Origin of the sequence: Sediminimonas qiaohouensis DSM 21189 (assembly GCF_000423645.1) — a bacterium.
Lineage (GTDB): Bacteria > Pseudomonadota > Alphaproteobacteria > Rhodobacterales > Rhodobacteraceae > Sediminimonas > Sediminimonas qiaohouensis.
Window position 1 is genome coordinate 1 of record NZ_AUIJ01000001.1, and the last position, 26,203, is coordinate 26,203.

Consider the following 26,203-nt stretch of genomic DNA (forward strand, 5'->3'; position numbering starts at 1 on the left):
TTCCATCTCCTCAGCAAGCTCTACGAGCGAACCAGTGTCATCATCACCACCAATCTGAGCTTCAGCGAATGGGCCACGGTCTTCGGCGATGCCAAGATGACCACCGCCCTGCTCGATCGTCTCACCCATCGCTGCCATATCCTGGAGACGGGCAATGACAGCTATCGGTTCAAAGCCAGCTCTGAGATCGCGAAAAAGAAACGAAAGGAGACAACCGCATTGACGCCATCATGACGCGCAGAACATAATAACTGGGTGGGTCAAATCTCGGTGACAATGCCGGGTCAGGTCTCAGTGACAATCAACACACATTATGCTATCAAAGGAGCGGCACCAAACCGCGACAGGTCCACAGGTGGTACACCCATATTGGGAGACAACAGGTGGCAAGAATGCCTGATTTCTTTGAAAATGGTGATGACAAGAGGCCAGCTACAAATGAGAAAATTAGCGAGCTGATCCACGCTGTGGAGGAACTCAACAATGGTCTGGTTCCGACTGGGTGGGATGGCATTGATTACACTAGAGATGATGCCGAGCAGTTGGTTCGAAATGCTAAGATTGATGAGCTAATTGCTGAACTTCAGTCGATCACGGACGGTCTGGCTATCGAGATACAATCCAATACTGAAACCCAAAGCTCTGGTATCGAGATAGGAAACGCAATCACTGCGTGGCTAAACGAGATTAACACTAGGGTAATAGGCATAGGATTCGGTCTCATGCTTCTGACTCTTTCCGCAAACATCTTGCTCGGCTTTATCCTTTGGCGATCGTGGTAAAGCGCGGCCAAGCCACCCCCCGCACAACAAAAGGCCCCCGGTCATCACCGGGGGCCTTGTCATTTCTCCTGATGATCGGCCCACTACGCCCCCAACGTCCGGCCATACAAACCCGACCCGATACGCAATTGACTCACTAAAACAACGCCTTACCGTTACCGCATCACTGCAGCCGGCTGATCACCACGGTCACCTCGGGCTTTTTGCCGATCTCGTTCTGGGCGCTGTTGCGCACGATCCGCCGTAGCCCCTCCTCCAGCTTGTCATCATCGGCCAGCGTCCGGCCATCCGCGCGGCCAAGGAACTGCTGCAGGTCCTCCTCCAGGACATCGACCAGCGGCGCGTTCGAGCTTCCGGTTTCCGCCAGGCCGCGCAGCTCGCACCACGGCTCGCCCAGCGGCTCGCCTTCCTCATCGATGATCAGCGTCACCAGAACATGACCATTGAGGGCCATCCGGATGCGATCGCGCACGATCCCGTCCATGGCCCCGTATTGCACGCTTCCATCCAGATAGGTGCGGCCCGTATCGACATACCCGGCCACCTTGGGCGCGTTGCCGCTCAGGTCCACCATCATGCCGTTGACCGCCACGATGGATTGCAGGCCCTTGCCCTCGGCCACCTTGGAATGCTCGCGAAGGTGGCGATGCTCGCCATGCATCGGGATGATGATCTGCGGCTGGATCAGGTCGTGCACCTGCTCCAGGTCCGGGCGGTTCGCGTGGCCCGAGACATGGTAGTGCCCCATTGAATCATCCACCACATCAACACCCTTTTCGCTGAACTGGTTAACGATACGGATCACGCCCCGCTCATTGCCCGGGATCGTCTTGGACGAGAACAGGAAGGTATCGCCCTCCTTCAAGGTGATCCCCTGGTACTTGCCGGCGGCCAGCTGCGCACTGGCCGCGCGCCGCTCCCCCTGGCTGCCGGTCACGATCAGCATCAGGCTCTCGCGGGGCACATCCTTGGCCTCTTCGGGGCTGATGACGGCGGGAAAGCTCTTCAAAACGCCGGTCTCGATCGCGGCCTCGATCATCCGCCGCATCGCCCGCCCCATCAGGCAGATCGAGCGCCCGGCCCGCTCCGCCGCCTCGGCCAGCGTCTTGACCCGCGCCACGTTGCTGGCGAAGGTCGTCGCCACCACCATGCCGGGGCGCGACGCGATCAGCTCTTCAATCGGCTCCGCCACGCTGCTTTCCGAGCGTCCCTCGTGCAGGTTGAAAACGTTGGTTGAATCGCACACCAGCGCCTTCACCCCCACGGCGCCGATCTCGGCGTAGAGGTCCGGATCGAACGCCTCGCCCACGCTGGGGTTGTCGTCTAGCTTGAAATCGCCGCTGTGCACGACGCGCCCGCCGGGCGTGTCGATCACCAGGGCCGAGCTTTCGGGGATCGAATGCGAGATCGGCAAGAACCCCACGCTGAACGGCCCCACCGTGGTCGTTTCCGGCCACGGCGACACGGTTTTCACCGCCTTCTCGGAATAGCCGAACTCGGCCATCTTGCGCCGCGCAATGTTGCTGGTGAACGCGCGCGCATATATCGGCGCGCCCAGGCGATCATACAGATGCCCCACCGCGCCGACGTGGTCCTCGTGCGCGTGGGTGATGAAGATGGCCTCGAGCCGGTCGCGCCGCTCCTCCAGCCACGCGATATCGGGCAGGATCAGGTCCACCCCCGGCGTGGTATCCATATCCGGAAACGTCACGCCCAGATCAACCAGGATCAGGCGTTCCTGATCCTCGGGGCCGTATCCGTAAACGTAGGCGTTCATGCCAACCTCCCCCGCGCCTCCGAGGGGAAGATAGATCAGTCTTTCGCTGCTCATATGTTGTCTTGGTCCTTGTTGTATTGATGAATGACCGTCAGGCCATGAATTGTCAGATGTTCGTCAAAATGGTCGAACAGGGTATCGCCCTGCCCAAAAAGAGGGGCCAGTCCGCCCGTCGACACGATGGTCATCGGCCGGTCGTATTCCGCGCGGATCTGCTCGCAAATCCCGCGCACCAGGCCCACATAGCCCCAAAACACGCCGGATTGCATACAGGCGACCGTGTTGGTACCGATCACCTTTTGCGGCTTGGTCACGTCCACATGCGGCAGCGCGGCAGCCATCTCGTGCAGCGCCTGAAGGCTCAGGTTGACCCCCGGCGCGATCGCCCCGCCAACATAGGCGCCGTCATGGGCAACCACGTCGAACGTCGTGGCGGTGCCGAAATCCACGACGATCAGGTCGCCGCCGTAGCGGTCATATGCCCCCGCCGCATTGACCAGCCTGTCGGGCCCGACCGTCGTGCCCTCGTCCACGCGCGGGTAAACGGGCAGCAGGCATTCGGGCTTGCCTACCACCAACGGGCGGCAGTTGAAATAGCGATCGGCCAGAACGCGCAGATTGAACACCACGCGCGGCACGGTCGAGCTGATGATCACCGCGTTGATATCCAGCGGAATGCGATGATGGTTCAGCAGGGTGCTGATCCAGACATAGTACTGATCCGCCGTACGCTGATGCTCGGTCGAGGTGCGCAGGATACAGCGAAACCGTTCGCCATCCCAGATCGAAAAAACCGTGTTGGTGTTGCCGCAGTCAATCGCCAGAAGCATAGTGCGCTCCTTTCAGCCACATTCAGAAAAACACATCCGCCGCCGCGATCACTTTGCGACCTTCGGCTGTAGATAGGACAAGTTGGCCGCTCGCGTCCACCGTCTCGAATACGCCGGTGATTTCCTCGCCGGGGAGCCGCGCCGTGATCACCTCGCCCAGGCGCGCAGCCCGCTCCAGCCAGGCCTGCCGCAACGGGGCGAATCCGAATTGCCGCAGCCGCGTCTCGTGGTCCGCGTAGGCCCCGGCCAACAGCGTCAGAAATTCCTCGGGCGGCACATGCGCGCCCGCTTCCTGCGCAAGGGCGACCGGCCGCAAGGCCCCGGCCTCCACCGCGTCCTCAGGCGGCGCCTCCGCAAGGTTGACGCCGATCCCTATAGCCAGCGCAGGCGCCGCTCCCTGCCGCGATATCGACTCCAGCAATATGCCAGCCACCTTGCCACCATTCAGCAACACGTCGTTCGGCCATTTTACCGCGAACGGGTCAATCCGCCCGGTTGCCGCGACGAACGCATCGAACAGCGCGAGCGATGCCACGAAAGACCGCAACGCCGCCAACACCCCCGGTGTCACATCCGGCAACACCAGCGTGGCCGCGAAATTGCCCTTGGGATGGGACCAGGTCCGCCCCCGGCGGCCGCGTGCGGCGCTTTGATGATGGGCAAAGATCCAGGTCGGCGCGGCCACCTCGCCAACGCGGCGCACCGCTTCGTCCAGCGTGCTATCGACCTCGGCCAGAATGATCCGATCATATCCCGGGGGCCACTCTGTCACGCGGGCCGCCTCTTCATCTTGCCAAAAATACTCCCGCCGGAGGCCCGGACTATGCGGCGCACGCTCCGCCTGGGCGCGCGCGCTGCATCCCGGCCTCTCCTGTGCGGATCAGTTGACAAGCGTCGCAGCCGCGGCCGCCGCCGCGCCTTCGATACCGAAGAGATTCACGACCCCGATGACCATGGCCGCGGCCGACGCCGCAAGGAACCCCCACAGAACCGGCGATTGCCCGGTTTCCAGCGCCTCGCCCTCTTCGCCGAAATACATGTAGTAGACGATCCGCAGATAATAAAACGCGCCGATCACCGAGGCGACGACACCGGCCACCGCCAACCAGGCCAAACCGGCCTCGTAAGCCGCGCGCAGCACGTAGAACTTGCCGAAGAACCCCACCAGCGGCGGCACGCCCGCGAGGCTGAACATCAGGATCAGCATTGCCAGTGCCCGGCCCGGCTCTTGTTTGGCATACATGTTCAGGCTTGCGATATCCGTCACCGGCTGGCCGTCGCGCTCCATAGACATGATGAACGCGAAGGTGCCCACGTTCATTGTCACGTAGATCGCCATGTAGATCAACATCGCCTGCACGCCGAACACGGTCCCGGCCGCAAGCCCCATCAGGGCATAGCCCATATGTGCGATCGACGAATACGCCATCAGCCGCTTGATGTTGGTCTGTCCGATGGCGGCAAACGCGCCCAGGAACATCGACAATACCGACAGCACCGCGATCACCTGGCCCCAGTCGCCGCTGACGCCGCCGAAGGCATCATGCAGAACCCGCGCCAACAGCGCCATCGCGGCCACCTTTGGCGCGGTCGCAAAGAACGCTGTGATCGGGGTCGGCGCGCCCTCGTAGACATCGGGTGTCCACATGTGAAACGGCACCGCCGACACCTTGAACGCCAACCCGGAAATCACGAATACCAGCCCGAACAGCAGACCGATCGCGGTGTGTCCCTCGCCAGCGGCCACGATGATGCCTTCAAAGCCCGTGGTCCCGGCAAAGCCGTAGACCAGCGACGCACCATAGAGCAGCAACCCCGAGCTAAGCGCCCCCAGCACGAAGTATTTCAGGCCCGCCTCGGTCGATTTCACGCTATCACGGCGCAGCGCCGCAACCACGTAAAGCGCCAGCGATTGCAGCTCCAGCCCCATGTAAAGCGCGATCAGATCGCCCGCGCTGACCATCATCATCATGCCGGCCACGCTGAGCGCGACAAGGATCGGATACTCAAAGCGTAGCAAGTCGCGCCGGGCCATGTAGTCGCGGCTCATCACCAGAACAGCGGCGGCCGACAACAGGATCGCAACCTTCGCGAACCGGGCAAAGCCGTCGTCGTGGAACATCCCATGGAACGCGATGTTGGTGCCTTCGCCGGTCAACCCGATCCATGCCGCCAGCACCACCAAGAGCGCCGCCGTCAGCCATGTCAACGCCCTGGCCAGGGCATCCTTGCCCGTATAGGCCGCAACCAGCAGGGCCACCATCGCATAGACCGACAGCACCGCTTCGGGCAGGATAATGTTCAGATCAGCCTGGATCATCGCTCAGGGCTCCCAGTTCAATGCGACGCGGCCACTTGCGTCGCCGGCTCAACGCCGGCGGCAAGCGCCGTATCATGGTTTTGGATCAGCGCCTCAACAGAGGGGCCGATGATATCGAGGGCCAGCGTCGGATAAACGCCCAGCAACAGGGTCATCGCCACCAGCGGCGCGAAAATGGCCTTCTCGCGGCGAGTCATATCGGTGATGGCGCGCAGCGATTCCTTGATCAGATCGCCCATCACAACCCGGCGATACAGCCACAGCGCATACGCCGCCGACAGGATCACGCCACTGGCGGCCACCGCAGCCACCCATGTATTGGCCTGGAATATGCCGATCAGGGTCAGGAACTCACCGACAAAGCCACTGGTGCCCGGCAGGCCGACATTGGCCATCGTGAAGAACATGAAGATCAGCGCATAAGCCGGCATCCGGTTGACCAGCCCGCCATAGGCGTCGATCTCGCGCGTGTGCATCCGGTCATATATCACGCCCACACACAGGAACAACGCCCCCGAGATGAAGCCGTGGCTGAGCATCTGGAAGATGGCGCCATCGACGCCCTGCTGGTTGGCCGCGAAAATGCCCATCGTGACATAGCCCATATGCGCGACCGAGCTGTAGGCGATCAGCTTTTTCATGTCCGCCTGCGCCAGCGCCACCAGCGATGTGTAGACGATCGCGATCGCCGACAGCCACAGCACCAGGGGCGTCAGAACGTCGGCCCCGATCGGGAACATCGGCAGGCTGAACCGCAAGAAGCCGTAGCCACCCATCTTCAACAGGATCGCCGCCAGCACGACAGACCCCGCCGTCGGCGCCTGAACGTGCGCATCGGGCAGCCAGGTATGCACCGGCCACATCGGCATCTTGACGGCGAAACTGGCAAAGAAGGCCAGGAACATCAGCGTCTGCATGCCGCCCACGATCTGGATCCCCAGGATCGAGAACGTGCCCGCGTCGAACTGATGCGTCAGCAGCGTCGGGATATCCGTGGTGCCCGCATCGGTGAACATCGCCACCATCGCAACCAGCATCAGCACCGAACCAAGGAAAGTGTAGAGGAAAAACTTGAAGCTGGCATAGATGCGGTCCTTGCCACCCCAGATCCCGATGATCAGGAACATCGGGATCAGGCCGCCCTCGAAGAACAGGTAGAACAGCACCAGGTCAAGCGCCATGAACACGCCCAGCATCAGCGTTTCCAACAGCAGGAAGGCGATCATGTATTCCTTGACGCGGGTCGTCACGTTCCACGACGCGGCGATGGTCAGCGGCATCATGAACGTCGTCAGCAGCACGAACAGAACGCTAATCCCGTCCACGCCCATCTTGTAGTTCAGGCCAAGAAGCCACTCGCGCTCTTCGACATACTGAAAGCCGGTGTTGCTTGGGTCGAACTCTGCCAGGATGAACAGCGATACCAGGAACGTGACGCTTGTCGCGATCAGGGCCAGCCACTTGGCGTTGCGCTGTGCGGCCTCGTCCTCGCCGCGCAGGAACAGCAGCAAGATGACCGCCGCCAACGCCGGAGTGAAGGTAACGATGGAAAGAAGATTATCCATTATTCCGCCCCTCCGATGAGCGTCATCCAGGTAACCAGAACCACGATGCCGATCACCATGGCAAAGGCGTAGGTAAAGATGTATCCCGATTGCGCCCGGCCCGCGAGGCGCGTCACGAAGGGCACGATCCCCATCGCCACGCCGTTAAGCGCGCCGTCGATCACGCCGCCATCGCCGCGGCGCCACAGGAACCGGCCGATGGCCTTGGCGGGCCGCACGAAAATCACGTCATACAACTCGTCGAAATACCACTTGTTGAGCAGAAACAGGTACAGCGGCCGCTGATTTTCCGCCAGCTTGCGCGGCAGTGCCGGGTTCACGATGTAGAACCAGTACGCCACCAGAAGACCGCCCAGCATCGCGATGAACGGGCTGACCTTCACCCATGCGGGCGAATGGTGGGCATCGTCCATGACATGATTGTCGGGGCCCATGTAGATCGCGCCCTGCGGGGCCATCGCGGGCGCCGCATCGGCGGCGTGGCCGTCTCCACCTGCCGCGGCGGCCTCATCGCCGTGGCCTGCGTCTTCCGCCGTGGCCGCTTCTTCGCCATGCTCTGCGCCTTCCCCGGCGGCGGCGGCGGCGTGCTGCTCGGGGATGCCGAAGAACCGGTTCACCTGCGCATGATCCCCGAAAAAGCTGCCATACCAGACCATCCCGGAAAACACCGCGCCGAGCGCCAGAACACCAAGCGGCACCAGCATCACCATCGGGCTTTCGTGGGCGTGCTCGTGCGTGTGCTTGTCGCCGCGCGGCTTGCCCCAGAAGGTCATGAACATCAACCGCCAGCTATAGAAGCTGGTGAAGGCCGCCGCGATGACCAGCATCCAGAACGCGTACCCGCCCTGCGTGCCAGCCCAAGCGCTTTCGATGATCGCGTCCTTGCTCAGGAACCCGGCAAACCCGATCGTGGTCAACGGAATGCCCACCCCGGTGATCGCCAACGTGCCGATCAGCATCGCCCAGAACGTCTTGGGCATCTTGTGACGCAATCCGCCGTAGTTGCGCATGTCCTGCTCGTGGTGCATCCCGTGGATGACGGACCCGGCGCCGAGAAACAGCATCGCCTTGAAAAACGCGTGGGTCAGCAGGTGGAACATCGCCACCGAATAGACCCCCACGCCGGCCGCCACGAACATATAGCCAAGCTGGCTACAGGTCGAATAGGCGATCACGCGCTTGATGTCGTTTTGCACCAACCCCACGGTGGCCGCGAAAAACGCGGTCGTCGCGCCGATGAACACCACAACGTTCATCGCGTCGGGTGCATATTCCATCAGCGGCGACATGCGACACACCAGAAACACACCCGCCGTCACCATGGTTGCCGCGTGGATCAGCGCCGAAACCGGCGTCGGGCCCTCCATCGCGTCGGGCAACCACGTGTGCAGGAACAACTGCGCCGATTTGCCCATGGCCCCCACGAACAGCAGGAAGGCAATCAGGTTCGCCGCGTTCCAGTCCGCCCAAAGGAACGAAAGCTGTGTCGTTGCCAGCTCCGGCGCCGCCGCGAATACGTCATCGAACCGGATCGAGTCGGTCAGGAAGAACAGCGCCAGGATCCCAAGCGCAAAGCCGAAATCGCCCACGCGGTTGACGACGAACGCCTTGATCGCGGCCGCGTTGGCGGACGGCTTGCGATAGTAGAACCCGATCAGCAGGTAAGACGCCAGACCAACGCCTTCCCAGCCAAAGAACATCTGCACCAGGTTGTCGGAGGTCACCAGCATCAGCATCGCGAAGGTGAAGAACGACAGGTAGGCGAAGAACCTTGGCCTGTAGCTTTCGCGTTCGCTGAAGTTCTCGTCATGCGCCATGTAGCCCATGGAATAGAGGTGCACCAGCGCCGACACCGTGGTCACGACGATCAACATGATCGCCGTCAGCCGGTCCAACCGGATCGCCCAATCGGCGCTGAGTGTGCCGCTTTCGATAAAACGCAGGATCGAAATGTGCTGCGTCACGCTGGCATCCAGCCCCAGGAACACGATCCACGAAAGCAGCATCGACAGGAACAGCAGCCCCGTGGTCAGCCACTGCGCGCCCTTGTCGCCGATGATCCGCCAACCGAACCCCGCGATGATGGCACCCACCAATGGCGCAAAAAGGATGATGCTTGTCATGGTGTCAGCCTTTCATCACGTTGACGTCTTCCACGGCGATGGTGCCGCGGTTACGGAAGAAACAGACCAGAATGGCAAGCCCGATCGCCGCCTCGGCCGCGGCGACCGTCAAAACGAACAGCGCGAATATCTGCCCGACCAGGTCCCCCAGGAAGCTAGAGAAGGCCACGAGGTTGATATTCACCGCCAGCAGCATCAGCTCGATCGACATGAGCAGGATGATGATGTTCTTGCGATTGAGGAAAAGCCCGAAGATCCCGATCACGAACAGGGCCGCGGCCACCGTCAGGTAATGTTCAAGTCCAATCATTCTCGTCCCTCCGGGCCATGCCCGTTCGTCTTTTCATTTCACCGCCCCGGGTCTGTTCCGGGGTCGTTTGTCTTTCTGCCCAAGCGCGGCCAGGCGGCTACAGCCCCTGCCCCGGCTTGACGTCCTTCAACTCCATCGCCTTGGCCGGATCGCGGTACATCTGCGCCAGGATGTCCTGCCGCTTGATGTCCTGGCGGTGCCGCAGCGTCAGAACGATCGCCCCGATCATCGCCACCAGCAAGATCAGACCCGCCAACTGGAACAACAGGAAATAGCGATCGTAAAGCAACAGGCCCAAGGCGGCCGTGTTGGTGGTTTCGTCGGGGATCACCGCCGCGCGCGCCGCCTCGGCGCCATCGGCGGCCTGCCACACGCCGAACGCGATGCCGAACTGCATCAGCAACACCAGCCCGATCAACAGCGCCAGCGGCATGTACCGGGCCATTTCGGCCTTCAGCTCGGCAAAATCCACGTCCAGCATCATCACCACGAACAGGAACAGAACCGCCACCGCGCCGACATAGACGATGATCAACAGCATCGCCACGAACTCGGCCCCAAGCAAAACGAACAGGCCTGCGGAGCTGATGAAGGCCAGGATGAGCCACAGAACCGAATGCACCGGGTTGCGGCTGATCACGGTGAACAGGCCCCCCGCAAGAACGCAGATCGCGAACAGGTAGAATGCCAGTGCTGCAATGGTCATGTCTCGTCGTCCTCTTGTTCATCCATGACCGCGCGGGCCAACTCCATCGCGCGGGTCATGGCGGGAATACCGGCAAACATCGACATCTGCGCGATGGTTTCGGCAATCTCGTCGCGGGTCGCCCCCGCCTCCAGCAAATGGCGCACCGTCATGCGCACCTGCGTATCGCTCTGCGCGCCCTGCATGGTCAACCCCGCCAGCGTCAAAAGCAGCCGGGTTTTCGCATCCAGCCCCTCGCTGCTGATCCCCTTGCCAAAGCTCATTTCCATGAACTCCTTGGGCATGGTCGGCCACATCGTCTCGAACGCCTTGGGCGAGAACGTCTCAAGCGCCGGATTGAAGGCTTTCGCCATCTCCTGCGCCTGCGCCATCATCAGCTCGAAAGGGGATTTACTGTCGCTCATCTGTACGGCGCATCCAGTTCCAGGTTGCGGGCGATCTCGGCTTCCCAGCGGTCGCCGTTCTCAAGCAGCTTTTCCTTGTTGTAGAACAGCTCCTCGCGGGTTTCCGAAGCGAACTCGAAATTCGGCCCCTCCACGATGGCATCCACCGGGCAGGCCTCCTGGCAGAAGCCGCAATAGATGCACTTGGTCATGTCGATGTCGTAGCGCGTAGTGCGGCGGCTGCCATCCTCGCGCGGCTCGGCGTCGATGGTGATCGCCTGCGCCGGGCACACCGCCTCGCACAGCTTGCACGCAATGCAGCGTTCCTCGCCGTTGGGATAACGGCGCAGCGCATGTTCCCCGCGGAAACGCGGGCTCAGCGGCCCCTTTTCGTGCGGATAGTTCAGCGTCGGCTTCGGCGCAAAGAAGTAGCGCAGGCCAAGCCCGAACGCCTTGACGAAGTCAGTCAGCAAAAAGTACTTGGCCGCGCGCGTGTAATCCATGCTCATGCCCATCCCTCCCTGAGGGTTTCGTGCTCGTTCCATTTCGTCGCATAGTCGCCCTGAGGCGGGGTGCCGCCCAATGCGATCTGCGGTGTCTTCGCGGTCGCGTCATTGAGGCGCGGGCGCTTGCCCGTCTCGACCCGACACGTGAAAAGGGTGCAGTCAACGCCCATGCCTCAGCCTCCCACGCTCCAGCGCGCAAACGAGCCCCAGAACCAATCGAACTTGGCCGCGAAGGACACGAAAACAACCCAGAACAACGACAGCGGCAGAAACACCTTCCACCCGATGCGCATCAACTGGTCATAGCGATAGCGCGGCGTAATCGCCTTGATCATCGCGAAGATGAAGAAGAAGAAGAACATCTTGCCGAGCATCCACAGCACACCGTCAGGCAGACCCGGGATCGGCGACAGCCATCCACCGAAAAACAGCAGCGAAATCAGCGCGCACATCAGGAGGATCGCGATGTATTCCCCCGCCATGAACAACAGGAACGGCGTGGCCGAATATTCAACCTGGTAGCCGGCCACCAGTTCCGATTCCGCCTCGGGCAGGTCAAAGGGCGGGCGGTTGGTTTCCGCCAGCGCCGAGATGAAGAACAAAAACACCATCGGGAAATGCGGCAGCCAGTACCAGCTGAAGAACCCGTAATCCCCCGACTGCGCGCGCACGATATCGCCAAAATTCATCGAGCCGGTCGAAATGATGACCCCGATGATGATCAGACCGATGCTGACCTCGTAGGAAATCATCTGCGCGGCCGAGCGCAGGCTGCCCAGGAACGGGTATTTCGAGTTGCTGGCCCAGCCCCCCATGATCACGCCGTATACCTCCAGCGAGGACACCGCGAACACGAACAGGATCGCCACGTTGATATCCGACAGGACCCAGCCGTCGTTGAACGGGATCACCGACCACGCCAACACCGCCAGTACGAAACTGGTCAGCGGCGCCAGCAGGAACACCGTCTTGTCGGCCCCGGCCGGTATCACGACCTCCTTGAGCACGTATTTCAGGGCATCCGCCACCGATTGCAGAAGCCCGAAAGCCCCCACCACGTTGGGCCCGCGCCGCATCTGGACCGCGGCCCAGATCTTGCGGTCGCCATAAACCAGGAACAGAAGGCTGATCATGACAAACGCCACAACCGCCAGGCATTGCGCCACGATCAGGACTGCAATCCCGAAAGGTGTTGTAAAGAATTCAGCCATCAGGTCCTCACACCGTCGGTATTCCATTTTCCGCGCAATGCGCCACGACGACTTCGGCGTCGATGGTACGCATTCCGCGTGGTAGCTGCGCCGAGATGGTGTAAATCGCATCTCCGTGCCAAACGCCACCCTCTTGCTCAATATTCGTACGTAAATGCCGGGCAAATCCGTAACCGCGGATCAGCGCATATTGCGCTGCCGCGCATTCGGCATAGTCACTCACATCCTCGCCGTTTTCCGCGCCCCGCATGGCAACGTGGAAATTCACCAGGTCCCCATCCAGAAGCCGGGTCTCGACACCCTCGTAATCGGGCGCGGCCGCGTCCGCGCGCGGCAACGTCTCGCAGCCCGACACGGCCGTGGCCAGCACGATCGCCATGGGGGATATGAGACCCGCGCGCATCATCACTCCGCCGCGACCGGGCGGTTTGCGCGCGCCTTGGCCCCTGCCGACAGCTCGGCCATGAGGGTGCTGGCCCGCGCGATAGGGTTGGTCAGGTAGAAATCACCGATCGCCATCTGGAACGCGGCCTTGCCCATGGCCTCCGCCGGGACCGCCGCCCATTCGTTCTCGGGCACCTCGTCGATCTCGGCCAGGTGCGGCACGTCCTCGACCAGGCGCTGACGTAGCTGCGCAAGGCTATCCCACGGCAGGGTCGCGTCCACCTCGGCGCTCAGCGCGCGCAGGATCGCCCAGTTTTCCTTGGCCTCGCCGGGGGCGAACCCCGCGCGCATGGCTAGCTGCGGGCGCCCCTCGGTGTTGACGAACAGGGCGTTTTCCTCGGTATAGGCAGCGCCGGGCAGGATCACGTCGGCCCGGTGCGCGCCACGGTCGCCGTGGCTGCCTTGGTAGATGACAAAGGCGCCATCGTCGATTTCAACCTCGTCGGCGCCCATGTTGTAGATCACATCGGCCCCCTCGATGGCGGCGTCCATGCCGCCCTCTGTCACCGCGCCCGCGTCCATCGCGCCGACACGGCCGGCGGCGGTGTGCAGCACCATCAGCTTGGAATTACTGTTCTCCGCCAGTTTCATCGCGTGGCCCAGAACGGCGGCACCGTCGGCCTCGCGCAGCGCGCCCATCCCGACGATCACGATCGAGGGCTTGTCGCGCGTCGCGCCAATCTCCTTGGACGACAGGCTTTCCAGTGCCGCGCGATCGGTGCCCACATGGACGTAATCATAGGTCAGGTCCACCGCTTCGCCGACCAGCCCCACGTTCGCCCCGCGCAGCCATGCCTTGCGGATGCGCGCGTTCAGAACCGGCGCCTCAACCGCCGGGTTGGTGCCGATAAGCTGGATCATCTCGGCGCTGTCGATATCCTCGATCCGCGCGGTGCCGACATAGCCGGCACGATTGCCCTCGGGCAGGCGCGCGCCATCTGTGCGGCACTCGACCGAGCCACCCATCCCCTCGATCAGGGTCTTGAGCGCATACGCCCCCTCCACCGGGGCCAGATCGCCGATCAGGCCGGTCGCCTTCTTGGCCCCCTTCAGGGCCTCGGCCGCCTTGGTCAACGCCTCGGGCCATGTCGCCGGGCGCAGGCGGCCATCCTCACGGATATAGGGCCGGTCAAGGCGTTGACGGCGCAGCCCGTCAACCACATGGCGCGTCTTGTCGGAAATCCATTCCTCGTTCACACCGTCATGGTTGCGCGGCAGGATGCGCATCACTTCGCGCCCCTTGGTATCCACCCGGATGTTCGAGCATAGCGCATCCATCACGTCGATGGTTTCCGTCTTGGTCAGCTCCCAGGGGCGCGCGGTGAACGCATAGGGCTTGTTGGTCAGCGCACCAACCGGGCACAGATCCACCACGTTGCCCTGCAGATTGCTGTCGATCATCGCGCCCAGGTAGGTGGTGATCTCGGCATCCTCGCCGCGGCCGGTCTGGCCCATCACGGCGACGCCCGCCACCTCGGTCGTGAACCGCACGCAGCGGGTGCACGAGATACAGCGCGTCATGTGCGTTTCGACCAGCGGCCCAAGATCCATATCCTCGGTCGCGCGCTTCGGCTCGCGGTAGCGCGAGAAATCCACGCCATAGGCAATCGCCTGATCCTGCAGGTCGCACTCGCCGCCCTGATCGCAGATCGGGCAATCCAGCGGGTGATTGATCAACAGGAACTCCATCACCCCTTCGCGGGCCTTCTTGACCATGGGGCTGTTGGTTTTCACCTGCGGCGGCTCGCCGTCGGGGAACGGGCGCATGTCCTTGACCTGCATCGCGCAGCTTGCCGCCGGTTTCGGCGGCCCCGGCTGCACCTCGACCAGGCACATCCGGCAGTTGCCTGCGATCGACAGGCGCTCGTGATAGCAAAAGCGCGGGATCTCGATCCCGGCTTCCTCACAGGCCTGGATCAGCGTCAGGCGCGGATCGACCTCGATTTCCTTGCCGTCGATGATGATCTTGCGTTTCTCGGACATGGGATCTCACTTCGCTTTCAGTAATGTGCCGATCCGGCTGTTGCGGTCTATCTCGGCGCGGCCCAGCTTGCACAAACCGGCCTCGTCTTCGGGGCTGACGCCTTGCGCGGCCAGGTACGCCTCGCCGCGCTCGCGCATGCGGGCCTTTTCATCGTCGGATTTCAGGTAGGTGCGCACCTGCTCGCGGCTATAACCCATATCGCGCGCCGTCCGCTTGAGCGAGTTCAGGAACATCAGCGCGTTGAACATGCGCGCCTCGATCCCGTCGCACGATTTGCGGATCTCGTCGGCCAGCGCCACCCAAAGCAACCCGTTGTCAATCTCGGACACCTCGCGCAGCGGCGGCAACGACTGCCCCGCCGCAACCGACACCTGACCCGGCAGGCCCAGTGGCACCGCCAGCATCACCGCCAGTGCCAGGCGCAAGGCGCGCAGCCGGGATATGTGGCGCAGCCGCATCATCCCGCGCACCGTCCCGCCAGCAACAGCGCGCCATCGCTCAATGTCAATGCCTCGGCGGGCGCATCTGGCCCCGTACTCCATACGACGCGGGAATTGCCCGTGATTTCGATGCAGTGCTTGGTCGCCTCATAGCGCCCCGCCTCGCGCGCACCGGCCAGGCGGGCACCGCCCGCGTTGGCCACGGACACGGTAAACGCGGCGGGATCATCGCGGTCCGCGCTCAGGCTGGCGCTGTAGGAGCGGCCGTCGAACAGCACATCGCCGCCGCCAATCCCCTTGACGCGATCCTTGATCGCGCCACAGGCCCCAAGCCCGCCAAGGGCAAGGGCCAGAGCCGCCAGATGAATTGCGCGATGCACCATCATTTACTCCGCCGCAACGGCGCTGACGCGGCCGCTGCGCTTGTGCTTGATACGGTCCTCGATCTCGCCGCGGAAATGCCGGATAAGGCCCTGGATCGGCCAGGCCGCCGCATCGCCAAGCGCACAGATCGTGTGCCCCTCGACCTGCTTGGAGACGTCCAGCAGCATGTCGATTTCCTCTGGCTCGGCCTCACCGGACACCAGCCGCTCCATCACCCGCATCATCCAGCCGGTGCCCTCGCGGCAGGGCGTGCACTGCCCGCAGCTTTCGTGCTTGTAGAACTTCGCCAGCCGCCAGATCGCCTTGATGATGTCGGTGGACTGATCCATCACGATCACCGCCGCCGTGCCCAGGCCCGACTTGTGCTCCATCAGCCAATCGAAATCCATGATGCCGTCGCGGATCACGTCGCCGGGCAGCACCGGCACCGACGATCCACCGGGGATCACGGCCTTCAGGTTGTCCCATCCGCCCCGGATGCCGCCGCAGTGACGGTCGATCAACTCCTTGAACGGAATGGACATTTCCTCTTCCACGACGCAGGGGTAATTGACGTGCCCGGAGATCGCGAAAATCTTGGTGCCCAGGTTGTTGGGCCGCCCGAAGCCCGAGAACCACGACGCGCCGCGCCGCAGGATCGTTGGCGCCACGGCGATGGATTCCACGTTGTTCACCGTGGTCGGGCAGCCATAGACACCCGCCATCGCCGGGAATGGCGGCTTCATCCGCGGCATGCCCTTCTTACCTTCGAGGCTTTCCAGAAGGGCGGTTTCCTCGCCACAGATATAGGCGCCGGCGCCGTGGTGCAGGTAGATGTCGAAATCCCATCCCGACTTGGCCGCGTTGGGGCCAACAAGGCCGGCCTCGTACGCCTCGTCGATGGCGATTTGCAGCGCCTCGCGCTCGCGGATGTACTCGCCGCGCAGGTAGACATAGCAAACATGCGCGTTCATCGCGAAACTGGCGATCAGGCACCCCTCGATCAGGGTCTGCGGATCATGGCGCATGATCTCGCGGTCCTTGCAGGTGCCCGGCTCGGATTCGTCGGCGTTCACCACCAGGTAGGCGGGGCGTCCATCGCTTTCCTTGGGCATGAAGGACCACTTGAGCCCGGTCGGGAACCCCGCGCCGCCGCGTCCGCGCAGGCCGCTGTCTTTCATTTCCTGGATGATCCAGTCGCGGCCCTTCTTGATGATGTCGCCGGTCCCGTCCCAAGCCCCGCGCGCCATCGCGCCCTTGAGCGAGCGGTCGTGCATGCCGTAGAGATTGGTAAAGATACGGTCCTGATCCTTGAGCATCCGATTACCCCTGCCCGTTTGCATTGTCGTCGCGCCGCGCGCGCCAGATCTGAAGGCTGACAACCAGCCCCCAGATCAGCGCGCCAAGCGCGGCGAAATCTATCAGAAAGGCGAACCGCACCGGCCAGCCCATTTCACGACCCAGCCATTGCAGCAGCACCCACAGTACCATCGCCACCGCGATGACCAGGGCCGCGATGCGCCCCTTGCGTGCCAGTTTCTGCTCTTGCTCGGTCGTCATGATCCATCCTTGTTCGCCTCACACCCGACATAGGGCGCAAAGCGGTTCCTGTCATCCGCCCTGGGCCAGCCGCTGCGCCTGCCCGACCCAGTCGTCACGGCTGACGCGGCCCTTGAACCCGACAAGGTTCTCGTCCGCCCAGGCCACCTCGTCGGCGCTCCAACCCGCGATCTGATCGAAATGAAAAACGCCGATCTGGTTCAGCAGCTTTTCCAGTTTGGGACCAACGCCCTTGATCTGCTTCAGGTCGTCCGGCCCCTCGGGGCGGGCCTTGTCCAGCAGCTCCGGCTTGGTCCCGACGCCGTCTGACGGGGCGGCCGGGTTCGGTGTCTTGACCGAGGATTTCGCGGGCGCCGGACGCGGCGCGGATTTACCCTTGCCCAGCCACGGCGTGCTGATCGGCACTTCGCTGCCGTCGATCCGCTTGACCGTGTCGCCCAGCTCGCTCGCCATTGTCACCGCCGCGTTTTGCGGCGCGCGGCCGGCCTCGTATTCCTTGAGGCTGGTCAGCCCCGATTCCGGCTCGGAGGCATAGCGCCCGTTCTGCGGCCCCGGCGTCGGGACGCGGCCCGCGACCAGCTCGTCCAGTATGTGGCCAAAGCTCTCGCTGGTCAGGTCCTCGTAGTAGTCCTTGCCGATCTGAGCCATCGGCGCATTTGAGCAGGCCCCGAGGCATTCCACCTCTTCCCAGCTCAGCTTGCCATCAGCGCTTAGCTGATGCGGGTGTTTCGCGATCTTCTCGCGGCACACCTCGATCAGGTTCTCCGACCCGCACAGCATGCACGGCGTGGTGCCGCAAACCTGCACATGCGCGACCGAGCCGACCGGCGCCAATTGGAACATGAAATAGAACGTCGCCACCTCGAGCGCGCGAATGTAATCCATGTCCAGCATGTCGGCCACGTACTCGATCGCCGGCCGCGTCAGCCAGCCTTCCTGCTCCTGCGCGCGCCACAACAGCGGAATGATCGCGCTGGCCTGGCGGCCCTCGGGATACTTGGTGATCTGCGCCTCGGCCCATTTCAGGTTGTCGGGCGTGAAGGCGAAACTATCGGGTTGGTCGTGATGCAAACGGCGCAGCATGGCTCAGTCAGTCCTCGAAAATCGGGCCGCGGCGCGGGCCGCGGGTGCGGGCGCCTCCGGCGGGAGTATTTGTAGCAAGATGAAGATCGCCATCGGCACGTTCGCTCACCTGTCGATCTCCCCGAACACGACATCCATGGTGCCGATGATCGCCGCCACGTCGGCCAGTTGGTGACCCGTCGTCACGTGATCCATCGCCTGCAGGTGCAGGAAACCCGGCGCGCGCAGCTTGGCGCGGTAGGGCTTGTTGGTGCCATCGGACACCAGGTAGACGCCGAACTCGCCCTTGGGGGCCTCGACGGCGGCGTAAACCTCGCCCTCGGGGACGTGGAAGCCCTCGGTATACAGCTTGAAGTGATGGATCAGCGCCTCCATCGATTGCTTCATCTCGCCCCGCTTGGGCGGCGTGATCTTGCCGCGTGAAAGGATGTCGCCCTGCTCATCGCGCAGCTTGGCGATGGCCTGGCGGATGATGTTGGTCGATTGGCGCATCTCGGCCATCCGGACAAGGTAGCGATCATAGCAATCGCCGTTCTTGCCGACGGGGATCTGGAAGTCGAACTCGTCATAGCACTCGTAGGGCTGCGAGCGGCGCAAATCCCACGCCAGCCCCGAGCCGCGCACCATCACGCCCGAAAAGCCCCAGTCGAGGATGTCCTGTTCGTTGACCACGCCAATATCGACGTTGCGCTGCTTGAACACGCGGTTCTCGGTCAGCAGGGATTCGATATCGTCCAGAACCGAGGGGAAATGGCCCGCCCATTCCTCGATATCATCCAACAACTCAGGCGGCAGATCCTGATGCACCCCGCCGGGGCGGAAATACGCCGCGTGCAGGCGCGCACCGCATGCCCGCTCGTAGAAGATCATCAGCTTTTCGCGTTCCTCGAACCCCCATAGCGGCGGCGTCAGGGCGCCCACGTCCATGGCCTGCGTGGTGACGTTCAACAGGTGGCTGAGGACGCGCCCGATCTCTGAAAACAGCACCCGGATCAGCGAGGCGCGCCGCGGCACCTCGACCCCCGTCAGCCGCTCGATCGCCAGGCACCAGGCGTGTTCCTGGTTCATCGGCGCCACGTAATCCAGCCGATCCAGGTAGGGCAGGTTCTGCAGATAAGTGCGGCTTTCCATCAGCTTCTCGGTACCGCGATGCAGCAGGCCGATATGCGGATCGCACCGTTCTACAATCTCGCCGTCCAGCTCCAGCACAAGGCGCAGCACGCCGTGCGCCGCCGGGTGTTGCGGCCCGAAGTTGATGTTGAAATTGCGGATCTTCTGCTCGCCCGTGCGGGCGTCTTCGAAGCCTTTGGAGCCGTCCATCACGCGGTGCCTCCGTCAATCTTGTCCTTGAAGGCAATGACCCATAGCAAAATCAACGCCGCCAGCGGGATGATCGCCACTAGCGACACCCAATTCGGAATGCCGAAACGCGGCAACAACCGCCAGAACGGGATGACGATCAGCGCCGCGAACACGACGAACCAGACAAACCCGAAGGCGCCCATGCCCACGCCCATGCCATATCCATAGCCCATCATTTCGCGCCCTCCTGTTTCTCGTCACCCGGCAGGATGTATTCCGCCCCCTCCCAGGGGCTGAGGAAATCGAACTGACGGTATTCCTGCACCAGGTTCACCGGCTCATAGACCACCCGCTTGAGCACCTCGTCATAGCGCACCTCGGTATACCCGGTGGTCGGGAAATCCTTGCGGAGCGGATGACCTCGAAAGCCGTAATCGGTCAGGATGCGGCGCAGGTCCGGGTGCCCCGAGAACAGGATGCCGAACATGTCGAACACCTCGCGCTCGAACCAGTCGGCCGAGGGGTGAATATCCACGATCGAATGCGCCATGTCATCCTCGCGCAGGCCAACCCGCAGGCGGATGCGCTGGTTCTGGTACATCGACAGGAAATGATAGACCAGGTCGAACCGCTTGGCCCGGCCGGGGTAATCGACCCCGGTGATGTCCACCAGCGTCGAGAACCGGCAATTGGGGTCGGACTTGAGGAAATCCACCAACCCCTTGAGGTTGCTCGGGGCGACATCGACGTTCAACTCGCCGTGGCTGATATTCCAGTCCACCACGCAATCGGGGCGCTTCGCCTCGATATGCGCTCCCAGTTCCCTCAGTGCTTCACTCATCGTGCATCTTCCTTCCAGGTGGCTGGCGGCGACGGCGCTCAGCGCACGATCGTTCCGGTGCGGCGGATCTTGCGCTGCAACTGCATCAGGCCATACATCAGCGCCTCGGCCGTCGGCGGACAGCCCGGCACGTAGATATCCACGGGCACGATCCGGTCACAGCCGCGCACCACCGAGTAGCTGTAGTGGTAATAGCCGCCCCCGTTGGCGCAGCTTCCCATCGAGATCACGTAGCGCGGCTCGGGCATCTGGTCATAGACCTTGCGCAGCGCCGGCGCCATCTTGTTGGTCAGCGTGCCCGCCACGATCATCAGGTCCGACTGGCGCGGGCTGGCGCGCGGGGCGGTGCCATACCGCTCGAGGTCATAACGCGGCATCGACGATTGCATCATCTCGACCGCGCAGCACGCCAACCCGAAGGTCATCCAGTGCAGGCTGCCGGTGCGGGCCCAGTTGATGATGTCCTCGGTCGAGGTCAGCAGAAAGCCCTTGTCCTGCAATTCACGGTTCAATTCCTGCGACGCGACCTCGCGGTCGGCCCCCGCAGTGTTGCCGCCGGACTGCAATGGATTGGTATTCATTCCCATTCCAGTGCTCCTTTCTTCCACTCATAGGCAAATCCGGCCGTCAGAACGGCCAGGAAAACCATCATCGACCAGAATCCCAACATCGACACATCCTTGAACGCAACCGCCCAGGGGAACAGCATCGCGATCTCCAGATCGAAGATGATGAACAGGATCGACACAAGGTAGAACCGCACGTCGAATTTCATGCGCGCGTCGTCGAACGCGTTGAACCCGCATTCATAAGCCGACAGTTTTTCCGGGTCGGGATGACGCACCGCAAGGATGACGGCGGCGAGGATCAGAACAATACCAAGTCCGATGGCAATGCCCAGAAGAACGAGGATGGGCAGATATTCCCTCAACATCTCTTCCAAGAGCGGCTCCTTTCATGCGTGTCGGGCACGCATTTGGCTGGCTGAACAGGCTGGGACGGGTTTACTCCCGCCCCATGACAGGGTCAACCGAGCGACGGTCACATTCAATAAATACAATCCATCGTGCGCGCGGCGGCGAAATCCCTGTATACCTTGGCACACAAAGGCGGCGCGCGGGCGGCACTGCGGCAATTGGTCAGGCGCCCGCGCGCGCGCCCGGAACGGCGCCGGTCGAATCGCGCCGCGCGGCTAGCCTGCCCCGCCCTGCCAACGCGGTTTGCGCTTGTCGAAAAAGGCGGCGATGCCTTCGGGCGCCTCGTCCCCGGTCCAGCACGCAGCCAGCTCGTCAATGGTGTGGCGCACGACCGCCTCGTCGATGCGCGGCCCCAACTCGCGCAAGAGCGCCTTGGCCCGCGCCACCGCCTCCGGCGCGCACTCCAGGTAGGGCGCGACCTCGGCCTCCACCGCCGCATCCAGGTCCTCGCCCGGCACCACCCGCGCCAGAAGGCCCAGATCGACCGCCTCGCCGGCACCGAACCGGCGGCCCGACATGAACACGCGGCGCGCCCGCGCCTCGCCCATGCGTGCGCAGACATAAGGCCCGATCGTCGCCGGGATCAGGCCCAGCCGGGTTTCCGTCAGCCCCATCAGAACCGCATCGCCCCCGATCGCGATGTCGCAAACGCTGGCCATGCCCACGCCGCCGCCAAAGGCATTGCCATGCACCCGGCCGATCAACGGCTTGGGCAGGGTGTTCAGCGCCTGAAGCATCCACGCCAGCTTGCCGGCCTCCTCGGCGCGCTGCGCCGGCTCCGCCGCCATCTGATCGCGCATCCAGCCCAGATCGCCGCCCGCGCAAAAGCTTTTTCCGCGCGCGGCCAGAACCACCACGCGCACGGTGTCATCCGCGCCCAGATCCTGCGCCGCCTGCGTAATCTCGGCGATCATCCGTGCCGACAGCGCGTTGTGCTTGTCCGCCAGGTCCAGCCACAGGGTCGCCACGCCCCGGCTGTCCCTTTCGATGCTGATCGTATCGCCCATCATCTCCTCCTCGCTACAAATTTCCTCAAAGGAAATTCATCCGAAATCTTTTCAAGATTTCGGCGCCTCACCACGCATCCCCCGCGCCATGTCGGCGGCTTGGCCCAAAACCTGCGCATCCAGCCCGGTGTCGTATCCCAGCTCGGACAAGCGCGCATGCACCGCCTCGGTCGCCACGTTGCCCGCCGCGCCGGGCGCATAGGGGCAACCGCCCAAGCCCCCGACCGCGGCATCGAACACCCGCAGCCCACGCGCAAGCGCCACCTCGATATTGTCCAGCGCCAGACCGCTGGTGTCGTGGAAATGCCCCGCCAACCGCTCGGGCGCGATCACCTCCAGCACCTTGTCCAGCATCGCATCCACCTGCGCGGGCGTCGCCCGCCCGATGGTGTCGCCAAGGCTGATCTCGTAGCACCCCATGGCGTCCAGCTCGGCCGCCACGCGCACCACCTGCGCCGGGTCCACCGCGCCATCATACGGGCACTCGCACACGCACGAGATATAACCGCGCACCGGCAGCCCCGCGCCGCGCGCCGCCTCGGCCACCGGGGCAAACCGCTCTAGCGACTCTGCGATGCTGGCGTTGATATTGGCCCGGCTGAACCCTTCCGAGGCCGAGCCAAAGATCGCCACCTCGTCGGCCCGCGCCGCCATCGCGCGCTCCAGCCCCTTCATGTTAGGCGTCAGCGCCGCATAGGACACCCCCGGCGCGCGCCGTATTCCCGCCAGCACTTGGGCCGAATCCGCCATCTGCGGCACCCATTTGGGGCTGACGAAGCTGGCCACCTCGATGCGCCGGAACCCTGCCCCGCTCAGGCAATCCACCAGCGCCACCTTGTCCGCCGTCGCGATTTCCCGCGCCTCGTTTTGCAACCCGTCGCGCGGGCCAACCTCGAATATCTCGACCTGTTCAGGCATCGCTCACCTCCCACGGGGCATAGAACGGCTGCGCATAAATCAGCTCGGACCCCGCATCGGGCAGCGCATCGCGGAACGTGTCGCGCTCGGTGATCGCGCCGTACCACTTCTCCAGCTCCGGAAAATCATCCGTGCGGGCGAAATAGCGCGCCATGTATACCGCCTGCCCCACCGCGATGTCACAGGCCGAAAAGCCGCTGGTCAGCAGGTAGTCGCGGTTCTCCACCGGGGTGCTCAACCGCCCCTCGATCGCGGCATAGCACTTGCGCAGCCGCGCCGCCTCCAGCTTCATCACCGTCGGGCTGCGCATCGCGTCGTCGTACAGCACCACGTGCTGCTGCGTCAGGGCCGCAACGTGCTGGCTGATCGTTTCGGCGAAATGCAGCCACACCAGCCACGCCATGCGGTCCGGCTCTCCGGGCAGGCGGCCCAGCCCCCTCTCGGGGAACCGCTCGCACAGGTATTCCATCATCGCGCCGCTCTCGAACATGCGCTCGCCGTCGATCTCCAGCGCGGGCACCCGCCCGGCGGGCGACAGGCTCAGGTACTCGGGAGCGCGCAGCGACTTGTCAAAGGCATGCACCGACAGGCGAAACTCGACCTCCAGCTCGTTGAGCAGCCACAAAACCCGCATCGAGCGGCTCTGCGGGCAATGATGCAACGTGATCATGGGCGTTCCTTTCGTTGTTGTCGTCGCGCGCAAGGGGCGCCGCCGCTCAGTCCGCCGGCGCCGCATCCTCGGCGGCCAGCCGGATCAGCGCCGCACCCGCCTCCACCTGCGTGCCTTCGCTTACCAGCACCTCTTCGATCACACCATCGCGGGCGGCGACAAGGGCATGCTCCATCTTCATCGCCTCCAGCACCGCCAGCCGATCGCCCGTGACCACCTTCTGCCCCGCGACGGCGCTGACGCTGCGCACCATGCCGGGCATCGGCGCCTCGATCACGTTGCCGTCGCCGTCGGCGCCCGCCGCGCGCTCCAGCAGATCAACGCGGCCAAAACGCTGACCATAGGCATCAAACACCGTCACCGCACCGGGCACCACCGCAAAAGGCGCGGCCGGCCGCCCGTCCAGCGTCCACTGCCCCGCCTGCCTGCGCGCCTCGACCTCGGTGCCATCCTCCAGCGTCACCACGTGCCGATGCGGCCCGTGCGCCCGGATCACCAGGCGCTGTTCCTCGTCGCGGTAGCGCAGCAATACCGCCCGCGCCAATGGCTGCCACAGGGCAAAGCCGGTCTCCTCACCCCGCGCCTCCCACAGGCCAGTGACCACCAGCGCCGCCTGCGCCCAATGCGCGGGCTCCGGCTCGGGCGCCGCCATCAGCGCGTCGATGTCGCGCCCGATCAGGCCGGTATCCACGTCGCCCGCGCTGAACCCTTCGTGCCACGCCAATGCGCCCAGGAACGACAGGTTGGTCACCGTGCCGGCCACCTCGCACTGCTCCAGCGCCTGCCGCAGCCGCGCCAGCGCGATCGCCCGCGTCGGCCCGTGCACGATCAGCTTGGCAATCATCGGGTCGTAAAACGGGCTGATCACATCGCCGCTGCGCACGCCGGTGTCGGCCCGCGCATTGCCCGGAAACGCCAAATGCTCCAGCGTGCCGGTCGCCGGCAAAAACCCCTTCGGCACATCCTCGGCATATAGCCGCGCTTCAAAGGCATGACCGCTGATCGACAGCTCTTCCTGCCCCATCGGCAACGCCTCGCCGGCGGCGACGCGCAATTGCCATTCCACCAGGTCAACGCCGGTGATCGCCTCGGTCACCGGATGTTCCACCTGCAGGCGGGTGTTCATCTCCATGAACCAGAACCGGTCGGGTCGCAGCCCCTCGCTGGCATCCACGATGAACTCCACCGTGCCCGCCCCGCTATAGCCGATCGCCTCGGCCGCGCGCACCGCCGCCTGCCCCATCGCGGCGCGCATTTCCTCGGTCATGCCGGGCGCGGGGGCCTCCTCGATCACCTTCTGGTGGCGCCGCTGAAGCGAACAGTCCCGCTCGAACAGATGCACCGCGCGGGCGCCGTCGCCGAAAACCTGCACCTCGATATGGCGCGGCTTGGTGATGAATTTCTCCACCAGAACATCGGAATTGCCGAACGCCGTCGCCGCCTCCGACCGCGCCGAGGCCAGCGCATCGGCAAAATCGCCCGCCGCCTCGACCAGGCGCATCCCCTTGCCGCCGCCGCCCGCCACGGCCTTGATCAACACCGGGTACCCGATCTCGCCCGCGTTCGCCGCCAATGTCGCGTCGTCCTGATCGGCCCCATGATAGCCAGGCACCACTGGCACGCCGGCCTCCTCCATCAGCTTCTTCGCGGCATCCTTGAGACCCATCGCCCGGATCGCCCCCGCCGATGGCCCGATGAATGTCAGGCCCGCCGCCTCGACCGCGGCCACGAAATCGGGGTTCTCGGACAGAAACCCATAGCCAGGATGGATCGCCTGCGCGCCGGTCCGCCGCGCCAGATCGATCAGCAGATCCCCCTTGAGATAACTCTCGCCCGGCGGCGGCGGCCCGATCGGAAACGCCTCGTCGGCCATCGCGACATGGCGCGCGCCCGCGTCTGCCTCGGAAAACACCGCCACCGTGCGCACACCCATGGCACGCGCGCTCTCGATCACCCGGCAGGCGATCTCGCCTCGGTTGGCAATCAGGATCTTGTCGAACATCCGTTTTCTCCCAACAAGGCGCATCGGCCTTGCTTCATCTTGCCCAAAATACTCCCGCCGGAGGCTCCCACGCCCGCATCGCGCGCCTTCGCCGGATCA

At 63.7% G+C, this 26,203-nt stretch carries 30 protein-coding genes; 2 read left to right on the forward strand and 28 right to left on the reverse strand.

All coding sequences use genetic code 11. From position 1 onward, the window contains the following. On the forward strand, positions 1–234 hold a 234-nt coding region (locus tag G568_RS17885; RefSeq protein WP_037373410.1), incomplete at its 5' end, for an ATP-binding protein. A 158-nt stretch (positions 235–392) separates the two neighbouring features. After that, positions 393–782, forward strand: coding sequence for a hypothetical protein (locus G568_RS0100010; protein WP_026756106.1), 390 nt, complete (start codon positions 393–395; stop codon positions 780–782). 163 nt (positions 783–945) lie between these two features. Here the strand turns inward: G568_RS0100010 and G568_RS0100015 are convergent, their stop codons facing one another. The 28 genes from G568_RS0100015 to G568_RS0100150 all read right to left on the reverse strand — a co-directional run bounded on the left by G568_RS0100015 (position 946) and on the right by G568_RS0100150 (position 26,104). Further along, positions 946–2,613 (reverse strand): ribonuclease J, encoded by a 1,668-nt coding sequence (locus G568_RS0100015; protein WP_026756107.1) that lies wholly within the window; start codon positions 2,611–2,613, stop codon positions 946–948. Beyond that, positions 2,610–3,389 (reverse strand): type III pantothenate kinase, encoded by a 780-nt coding sequence (locus G568_RS0100020; protein WP_026756108.1) that lies wholly within the window; start codon positions 3,387–3,389, stop codon positions 2,610–2,612. Before G568_RS0100020 ends, G568_RS0100015 begins: the two co-directional genes overlap by 4 nt. Before the next feature lie 22 nt (positions 3,390–3,411). Then, a complete protein-coding gene (locus G568_RS0100025) occupies positions 3,412–4,161 on the reverse strand; it encodes a biotin--[acetyl-CoA-carboxylase] ligase (RefSeq protein WP_026756109.1) in 750 nt (249 codons plus the stop codon). A 108-nt stretch (positions 4,162–4,269) separates the two neighbouring features. Then, positions 4,270–5,709: an NADH-quinone oxidoreductase subunit NuoN gene (gene nuoN / locus G568_RS0100030; RefSeq protein WP_026756110.1), complete on the reverse strand. Its 1,440-nt coding sequence runs from the start codon at positions 5,707–5,709 to the stop codon at positions 4,270–4,272. A gap of 17 nt (positions 5,710–5,726) precedes the next feature. After that, positions 5,727–7,274 (reverse strand): NADH-quinone oxidoreductase subunit M, encoded by a 1,548-nt coding sequence (locus G568_RS0100035; protein WP_026756111.1) that lies wholly within the window; start codon positions 7,272–7,274, stop codon positions 5,727–5,729. Beyond that, on the reverse strand, positions 7,274–9,397 hold the full coding sequence (nuoL, locus tag G568_RS0100040) for an NADH-quinone oxidoreductase subunit L (protein WP_026756112.1): 2,124 nt from the start codon (positions 9,395–9,397) through the stop codon (positions 7,274–7,276). Before nuoL ends, G568_RS0100035 begins: the two co-directional genes overlap by 1 nt. A gap of 4 nt (positions 9,398–9,401) precedes the next feature. Then, positions 9,402–9,707, reverse strand: a complete 306-nt coding sequence (gene nuoK / locus G568_RS0100045; protein ID WP_026756113.1) for an NADH-quinone oxidoreductase subunit NuoK — start codon at positions 9,705–9,707, stop codon at positions 9,402–9,404. A 97-nt stretch (positions 9,708–9,804) separates the two neighbouring features. Next, entirely contained in the window at positions 9,805–10,413 is a 609-nt protein-coding gene (locus G568_RS0100050) for an NADH-quinone oxidoreductase subunit J (RefSeq protein WP_026756114.1), read from the reverse strand. Continuing rightward, complete coding sequence (locus G568_RS0100055) at positions 10,410–10,817, reverse strand: carboxymuconolactone decarboxylase family protein (protein WP_026756115.1); 408 nt, start codon at positions 10,815–10,817, stop codon at positions 10,410–10,412. Before G568_RS0100055 ends, G568_RS0100050 begins: the two co-directional genes overlap by 4 nt. After that, on the reverse strand, positions 10,814–11,305 hold the full coding sequence (nuoI, locus tag G568_RS0100060) for an NADH-quinone oxidoreductase subunit NuoI (protein ID WP_026756116.1): 492 nt from the start codon (positions 11,303–11,305) through the stop codon (positions 10,814–10,816). Before nuoI ends, G568_RS0100055 begins: the two co-directional genes overlap by 4 nt. Next, positions 11,302–11,472, reverse strand: coding sequence for a hypothetical protein (locus tag G568_RS20140; RefSeq protein WP_157084196.1), 171 nt, complete (start codon positions 11,470–11,472; stop codon positions 11,302–11,304). Before G568_RS20140 ends, nuoI begins: the two co-directional genes overlap by 4 nt. Before the next feature lie 3 nt (positions 11,473–11,475). Next, entirely contained in the window at positions 11,476–12,513 is a 1,038-nt protein-coding gene (nuoH, locus tag G568_RS0100070) for an NADH-quinone oxidoreductase subunit NuoH (protein WP_026756117.1), read from the reverse strand. Between the two features lie 7 nt (positions 12,514–12,520). Continuing rightward, positions 12,521–12,919 (reverse strand): hypothetical protein, encoded by a 399-nt coding sequence (locus G568_RS0100075; protein ID WP_026756118.1) that lies wholly within the window; start codon positions 12,917–12,919, stop codon positions 12,521–12,523. Next, positions 12,919–14,940 carry an NADH-quinone oxidoreductase subunit NuoG gene (gene nuoG, locus G568_RS0100080; RefSeq protein ID WP_026756119.1) on the reverse strand — a complete coding sequence of 674 codons (2,022 nt, stop codon included), beginning with the start codon at positions 14,938–14,940 and terminating at the stop codon, positions 12,919–12,921. Before nuoG ends, G568_RS0100075 begins: the two co-directional genes overlap by 1 nt. 6 nt (positions 14,941–14,946) lie before the next feature. Beyond that, a complete protein-coding gene (locus G568_RS0100085; protein WP_245582847.1) occupies positions 14,947–15,402 on the reverse strand; it encodes a DUF5333 domain-containing protein in 456 nt (151 codons plus the stop codon). Further along, entirely contained in the window at positions 15,399–15,767 is a 369-nt protein-coding gene (locus tag G568_RS0100090; RefSeq protein WP_026756121.1) for a hypothetical protein, read from the reverse strand. The genes G568_RS0100085 and G568_RS0100090 overlap by 4 nt, the downstream gene beginning before the upstream one ends. Then, complete coding sequence (nuoF, locus tag G568_RS0100095; RefSeq protein WP_026756122.1) at positions 15,768–17,063, reverse strand: NADH-quinone oxidoreductase subunit NuoF; 1,296 nt, start codon at positions 17,061–17,063, stop codon at positions 15,768–15,770. It abuts the gene before it with no gap. Between the two features lie 4 nt (positions 17,064–17,067). Then, a complete protein-coding gene (locus G568_RS0100100; RefSeq protein WP_026756123.1) occupies positions 17,068–17,304 on the reverse strand; it encodes a DUF5337 domain-containing protein in 237 nt (78 codons plus the stop codon). A 51-nt stretch (positions 17,305–17,355) separates the two neighbouring features. Further along, a complete protein-coding gene (nuoE, locus tag G568_RS17890) occupies positions 17,356–18,387 on the reverse strand; it encodes an NADH-quinone oxidoreductase subunit NuoE (RefSeq protein ID WP_051202545.1) in 1,032 nt (343 codons plus the stop codon). Between the two features lie 105 nt (positions 18,388–18,492). After that, positions 18,493–19,707 (reverse strand): NADH-quinone oxidoreductase subunit D, encoded by a 1,215-nt coding sequence (locus tag G568_RS0100110; protein WP_026756124.1) that lies wholly within the window; start codon positions 19,705–19,707, stop codon positions 18,493–18,495. Next, entirely contained in the window at positions 19,707–19,925 is a 219-nt protein-coding gene (locus tag G568_RS0100115; protein ID WP_245582848.1) for a hypothetical protein, read from the reverse strand. Before G568_RS0100115 ends, G568_RS0100110 begins: the two co-directional genes overlap by 1 nt. Beyond that, on the reverse strand, positions 19,922–20,530 hold the full coding sequence (locus G568_RS0100120; RefSeq protein ID WP_026756126.1) for an NADH-quinone oxidoreductase subunit C: 609 nt from the start codon (positions 20,528–20,530) through the stop codon (positions 19,922–19,924). The genes G568_RS0100115 and G568_RS0100120 overlap by 4 nt, the downstream gene beginning before the upstream one ends. A 38-nt stretch (positions 20,531–20,568) precedes the next feature. Continuing rightward, positions 20,569–21,111, reverse strand: a complete 543-nt coding sequence (locus tag G568_RS0100125; protein ID WP_037373417.1) for a NuoB/complex I 20 kDa subunit family protein — start codon at positions 21,109–21,111, stop codon at positions 20,569–20,571. Then, positions 21,108–21,473 (reverse strand): NADH-quinone oxidoreductase subunit A, encoded by a 366-nt coding sequence (locus tag G568_RS0100130; RefSeq protein ID WP_026756128.1) that lies wholly within the window; start codon positions 21,471–21,473, stop codon positions 21,108–21,110. The genes G568_RS0100125 and G568_RS0100130 overlap by 4 nt, the downstream gene beginning before the upstream one ends. A gap of 249 nt (positions 21,474–21,722) precedes the next feature. After that, positions 21,723–22,514 carry a crotonase/enoyl-CoA hydratase family protein gene (locus G568_RS0100135; RefSeq protein WP_026756129.1) on the reverse strand — a complete coding sequence of 264 codons (792 nt, stop codon included), beginning with the start codon at positions 22,512–22,514 and terminating at the stop codon, positions 21,723–21,725. Between the two features lie 51 nt (positions 22,515–22,565). After that, positions 22,566–23,432, reverse strand: a complete 867-nt coding sequence (locus G568_RS0100140) for a hydroxymethylglutaryl-CoA lyase (protein WP_026756130.1) — start codon at positions 23,430–23,432, stop codon at positions 22,566–22,568. Then, complete coding sequence (locus tag G568_RS0100145) at positions 23,425–24,102, reverse strand: glutathione S-transferase family protein (protein ID WP_026756131.1); 678 nt, start codon at positions 24,100–24,102, stop codon at positions 23,425–23,427. The genes G568_RS0100140 and G568_RS0100145 overlap by 8 nt, the downstream gene beginning before the upstream one ends. 46 nt (positions 24,103–24,148) lie before the next feature. Then, positions 24,149–26,104 carry an acetyl-CoA carboxylase biotin carboxylase subunit gene (locus tag G568_RS0100150; protein ID WP_026756132.1) on the reverse strand — a complete coding sequence of 652 codons (1,956 nt, stop codon included), beginning with the start codon at positions 26,102–26,104 and terminating at the stop codon, positions 24,149–24,151. Positions 26,105–26,203 lie beyond the last annotated feature (99 nt).

Bases quoted from the DNA above. Each gene is read 5' to 3' on its own strand.
- G568_RS0100100 (WP_026756123.1), bottom strand. From the start codon at position 17,304: ATGACGACCGAGCAAGAGCAGAAACTGGCACGCAAGGGGCGCATCGCG.
- G568_RS0100090 (WP_026756121.1), bottom strand. From the start codon at position 15,767: ATGATGGTGCATCGCGCAATTCATCTGGCGGCTCTGGCCCTTGCCCTT.
- G568_RS0100150 (WP_026756132.1), bottom strand. From the start codon at position 26,104: ATGTTCGACAAGATCCTGATTGCCAACCGAGGCGAGATCGCCTGCCGG.
- nuoF (WP_026756122.1), bottom strand. From the start codon at position 17,063: ATGCTCAAGGATCAGGACCGTATCTTTACCAATCTCTACGGCATGCAC.
- G568_RS0100010 (WP_026756106.1), top strand. From the start codon at position 393: ATGCCTGATTTCTTTGAAAATGGTGATGACAAGAGGCCAGCTACAAAT.
- G568_RS0100035 (WP_026756111.1), bottom strand. From the start codon at position 7,274: ATGGATAATCTTCTTTCCATCGTTACCTTCACTCCGGCGTTGGCGGCG.
- G568_RS0100020 (WP_026756108.1), bottom strand. From the start codon at position 3,389: ATGCTTCTGGCGATTGACTGCGGCAACACCAACACGGTTTTTTCGATC.
- nuoN (WP_026756110.1), bottom strand. From the start codon at position 5,709: ATGATCCAGGCTGATCTGAACATTATCCTGCCCGAAGCGGTGCTGTCG.
- G568_RS0100115 (WP_245582848.1), bottom strand. From the start codon at position 19,925: ATGATGGGCTATGGATATGGCATGGGCGTGGGCATGGGCGCCTTCGGG.
- G568_RS0100110 (WP_026756124.1), bottom strand. From the start codon at position 19,707: ATGGACGGCTCCAAAGGCTTCGAAGACGCCCGCACGGGCGAGCAGAAG.
- G568_RS0100055 (WP_026756115.1), bottom strand. From the start codon at position 10,817: ATGAGCGACAGTAAATCCCCTTTCGAGCTGATGATGGCGCAGGCGCAG.
- nuoL (WP_026756112.1), bottom strand. From the start codon at position 9,397: ATGACAAGCATCATCCTTTTTGCGCCATTGGTGGGTGCCATCATCGCG.
- G568_RS0100145 (WP_026756131.1), bottom strand. From the start codon at position 24,102: ATGATCACGTTGCATCATTGCCCGCAGAGCCGCTCGATGCGGGTTTTG.
- G568_RS0100120 (WP_026756126.1), bottom strand. From the start codon at position 20,530: ATGAGTGAAGCACTGAGGGAACTGGGAGCGCATATCGAGGCGAAGCGC.
- G568_RS0100135 (WP_026756129.1), bottom strand. From the start codon at position 22,514: ATGGGCGATACGATCAGCATCGAAAGGGACAGCCGGGGCGTGGCGACC.
- G568_RS0100015 (WP_026756107.1), bottom strand. From the start codon at position 2,613: ATGAGCAGCGAAAGACTGATCTATCTTCCCCTCGGAGGCGCGGGGGAG.
- nuoK (WP_026756113.1), bottom strand. From the start codon at position 9,707: ATGATTGGACTTGAACATTACCTGACGGTGGCCGCGGCCCTGTTCGTG.
- G568_RS0100075 (WP_026756118.1), bottom strand. From the start codon at position 12,919: ATGATGCGCGCGGGTCTCATATCCCCCATGGCGATCGTGCTGGCCACG.
- nuoG (WP_026756119.1), bottom strand. From the start codon at position 14,940: ATGTCCGAGAAACGCAAGATCATCATCGACGGCAAGGAAATCGAGGTC.
- G568_RS20140 (WP_157084196.1), bottom strand. From the start codon at position 11,472: ATGGGCGTTGACTGCACCCTTTTCACGTGTCGGGTCGAGACGGGCAAG.
- nuoE (WP_051202545.1), bottom strand. From the start codon at position 18,387: ATGCTGCGCCGTTTGCATCACGACCAACCCGATAGTTTCGCCTTCACG.
- G568_RS0100085 (WP_245582847.1), bottom strand. From the start codon at position 15,402: ATGATGCGGCTGCGCCACATATCCCGGCTGCGCGCCTTGCGCCTGGCA.
- G568_RS0100050 (WP_026756114.1), bottom strand. From the start codon at position 10,413: ATGACCATTGCAGCACTGGCATTCTACCTGTTCGCGATCTGCGTTCTT.
- nuoI (WP_026756116.1), bottom strand. From the start codon at position 11,305: ATGAGCATGGATTACACGCGCGCGGCCAAGTACTTTTTGCTGACTGAC.
- G568_RS0100140 (WP_026756130.1), bottom strand. From the start codon at position 23,432: ATGCCTGAACAGGTCGAGATATTCGAGGTTGGCCCGCGCGACGGGTTG.
- G568_RS0100125 (WP_037373417.1), bottom strand. From the start codon at position 21,111: ATGAATACCAATCCATTGCAGTCCGGCGGCAACACTGCGGGGGCCGAC.
- nuoH (WP_026756117.1), bottom strand. From the start codon at position 12,513: ATGGCTGAATTCTTTACAACACCTTTCGGGATTGCAGTCCTGATCGTG.